This is a genomic window from Moraxella sp. (assembly GCF_024227015.1).
GTDB lineage: Bacteria > Pseudomonadota > Gammaproteobacteria > Pseudomonadales > Moraxellaceae > Moraxella.
Genome location: NZ_JAAELD010000040.1, coordinates 1 through 3,404, shown reverse-complemented (window position 1 = coordinate 3,404; position 3,404 = coordinate 1). Strand labels below are relative to the sequence as shown.

Annotated in this window: 4 protein-coding genes; all 4 read right to left on the bottom strand. The window is 49.6% G+C overall.

Annotation, left to right across the window (positions count from 1 at the left end; translation table 11 throughout):
* Window positions 1–154 precede the first annotated feature (154 nt).
* On the bottom strand, window positions 155–1,432 hold the full coding sequence (gene purD / locus GY683_RS00815) for a phosphoribosylamine--glycine ligase (protein ID WP_297286945.1): 1,278 nt from the start codon (window positions 1,430–1,432) through the stop codon (window positions 155–157).
* A gap of 78 nt (window positions 1,433–1,510) precedes the next feature.
* Window positions 1,511–2,113, bottom strand: coding sequence for a fumarylacetoacetate hydrolase family protein (locus tag GY683_RS00810; RefSeq protein WP_297286944.1), 603 nt, complete (start codon window positions 2,111–2,113; stop codon window positions 1,511–1,513).
* Window positions 2,114–2,171: 58 nt separating this feature from the next.
* Window positions 2,172–3,170 (bottom strand): alpha/beta fold hydrolase, encoded by a 999-nt coding sequence (locus tag GY683_RS00805; protein WP_297286943.1) that lies wholly within the window; start codon window positions 3,168–3,170, stop codon window positions 2,172–2,174.
* On the bottom strand, window positions 3,170–3,334 hold the full coding sequence (locus GY683_RS00800; protein WP_297286942.1) for a rubredoxin: 165 nt from the start codon (window positions 3,332–3,334) through the stop codon (window positions 3,170–3,172). Before GY683_RS00800 ends, GY683_RS00805 begins: the two co-directional genes overlap by 1 nt.
* Between the last annotated feature and the right edge of the window lie 70 nt (window positions 3,335–3,404).

Below are 3,404 nucleotides of genomic sequence, written 5' to 3'. Positions count from 1 at the left end.
GGCTTGGTCATGATGTCTTGTTGTGATATTTAGTCTCATAAATTGGGGTTATTATATCAAAAAATCAAGCTGTTATGGCGTGTTTGTGATTGATGCATAACAAAAAGCTCTTTTAAGGCGGTGCTTAAAAGAGCTGGATTGATCCTGATTAATATTAGCGTTCGATCGCACGCCAGCCGATGTCACGGCGGTACTGAATGCCATCGAAGCTGATGCTACCACAGCCTGCCAAAGCACGCGCCTGCGCTTCAGCGACAGTGGCGCCTAGAGCTGTTACGCATAGAACACGACCGCCATTGGTTAGGATCTGCCCGTTGGCTTCTTTGGTGCCAGCGTGGAAGACTTTTAGGTCATCGTGTGCGCCGATGGCTGGTAGGCCTGTGATGACATCGTCTTTGGATGAGGTCTCTGGATAGCCGCGGCTTGCCAATACGATGCCCAGCGCCACACGCTCATCCCATTCGGCAGATGCAGGAAGCTTACCATCAAGACCGGCTGTGATCAGATCGACCAATGATGACTGTAGTCGCATCATGATCGGCTGAGTCTCAGGGTCGCCAAATCGGCAGTTAAACTCAATCACATAAGGGTCGCCTGCTTCATTAATCATAAGACCTGCGTACAAGAATCCTGTGTAAGGTGTGCCATTGGCTTTCATGGCGTCAACGACAGGGCGAATCACGCGCTCGATGACCTTGGCGTGTACATCAGCTGTCACGACAGGCGCAGGCGAGTACGCGCCCATGCCGCCTGTGTTGGCGCCTGTATCACCTTCAAAGATGCGCTTGTGGTCTTGGCTGGTCGCCATTGGTAGGATGTTATCACCGTCAATCATGCAAATAAAAGAAGCTTCTTCACCTGCCAAGAACTCTTCGACAACCACGCGAGAGCCTGCTTGACCGAATTTATTGCCTGACAGCATGTCATCAATGGCATTAAAGGCCTCTTCTTCGCTCATCGCGACGATGACGCCTTTACCTGCTGCTAGACCATCTGCCTTGATGACGATTGGTGCGCCTTTGGTGCGGACGAATTCTTTGGCAGGTTCGATCTCGGTAAATACTTCGTAAAATGCGGTAGGAATGCCGATTTTTTTCATGAAATCCTTGGCGAATGCCTTAGAGCCTTCTAGCTGTGCGCAGTATTGGGTAGGGCCCCATGCTTTGATGTTGGCACGGCGAAGGTCATCGACGACGCCCGCCACTAAGGGCGCTTCTGGACCAACTAAGACGAATTCAACGTTATTATCTTGACAGAACTTGATAACGGCATCGTGGTTGGCGACATCTAGGTCGATGTTTTGTAGTTTTGGTTCGATTGCTGTGCCTGCGTTGCCTGTGGCGACATAGACGGTATCGACTTTGGTGTCTTTGGCGCATGCCCAAGCAAGTGCGTGTTCGCGTCCGCCTGTACCAAGTACAAGAATATTCATGGAGGATTTCCTTGTGGAGTGAGGATTTTAAAAAGCCTTATTGTAACAAAATTTTGATAAAAAATCCGCTTTTGGTGTTTATTTAACGCTAACTTGATAGGTTGAGTGATCCAACTTGATCGTTAATTTATCTTCGTGCGCCAGCTTATCGACGCCCTTGGGGGTGCCTGTCATGATGATGTCGCCTTCCTGTAGCCCGTACAGCTCATCAAGATAATTCACCAGATAGTCAAAGCTGTACATCATCTTATCTGTGGTATCATCTTGGCGCATCTCACCATTGACTGATAATGAAAGATGATAGGTCTTATCTTCAAATGGCATAAAGTCGCCCAACCAGCAGGCATTCTTAAAGCCTTTGGCCTTAAGCCATGGCAGACCTTTGTCCTTGCAGATGCTTTGTACATCTCTGGCCGTCAAGTCTAACCCAACGGTGGCTGCGACGATTTGCTTATCCTCGCCGATGAGTAGGACGAGCTCGGTCTCGTGATGGACGTTGTCCGAGTAGTCGGGCAGGGTGATGGTGTCACCCGTGACGATGCTGCTGTTCGGCTTTAGGAATACCAGCGGCTCATCAGGCACGGCATTGCCAAGCTCATGAATGTGTTCGACGTAGCTGCGTCCGATGCAGTAGATGGTGTTGATGCGATAGCTGGCATCGCCCAATGTGACGGTGTGCATGATGTTTCCTTGTGAATGGATGTAGGAGCATTATAAGTCCTAACCCAAAAAACATCAATCAAGCTTGGCAGTGCCTTGCGATGGTACTCACAAGATAGGGATAATAATAGGGTGGGATGTCATGACCCATGCCGTCGATGAGCTCAAAGCGAGCATTTGGGATGATCTTGGCTAAGAATTTGCCATGGCTGGGCGCGAGCAGTCCGTCTTTGCTGCCGTGCAACACGAGGGTATTGGCGCGAATCTGCTTACTAAAGCGCAGGATAGAACCAGAGGCTAAGATGGCATTTAACTGCTGAGCAACGCCAAGGGGGTGAAAATTACGCTGGTAGCGTTTCTCTGCGATGGCGCGAGTGCCCTTAATATCTAGATGTCCTGGTGAGCCGACCGCTGTCATGAACCACACGCTATGACGCACCATGTCTCTCTCAGAATGACTCTCTGGACGACGCACGAAAGTCATGAACTGCTTAGGATTCGGCGGCCTCAAGAAAGCGCGGTTACTGCTGGTGAACATCAACACCAGATTATCCACATACTTAGGGTAACGCGCTGCGACGATCTGCGCGATCATACCGCCCATCGATGCGCCCACCAGATTGACCTTATCTAGATTCATTGTCTTGATGAGTCTGGCGACGTCTTCTGCCATGTCGGTGAGTGTATAGGCAACAGGCTCTTGGCGGTTGGACAGTCCTGCTTGCACCTTAAGCATCATCTTTAGGGTGTTTACCTTGGGCAGACCATCGATACGAATTTTGCTAGACAGACCTGTATCTCGGTTATCAAAGCGAATCACAAAATAGCCAGCATCGATGAATTGCTTAAGCAGCTTATCCGACCAGAACAGCATCTGAGAGCCAAGCCCTGTGATAAAAATCATCGCAGGATGCTTAGGATTGCCCCCAGCTTCCACGCACAGCGACATGCCTTCACCGATGTCGATGATGGCTTGATACAGATGTTCGGAGAGATCAGACGGTTGCCAGTCTATCTGTCCGAACTTTTGCCAACTCTCTGGCAAGTCTGTCGGCTGCACATGAAAGGGGGTGTCCATTAGATTTCTACCATCTCAAAATCTTCTTTGGTTACGCCGCATTCAGGGCAAGTCCAGTCATCTGGAATGTCTTCCCAGCGGGTGCCGGGCGCAAGACCTTCTTCAGGACAGCCAAGCTCTTCATCATAAATCCAGCCGCAGACGACGCATTGATATTTTTTCATAATAAACCTTATGCCTAGACGATTTGGTACAAATCGATGTGGGTGATTGTCATGTTAAAAAACTGTGCTT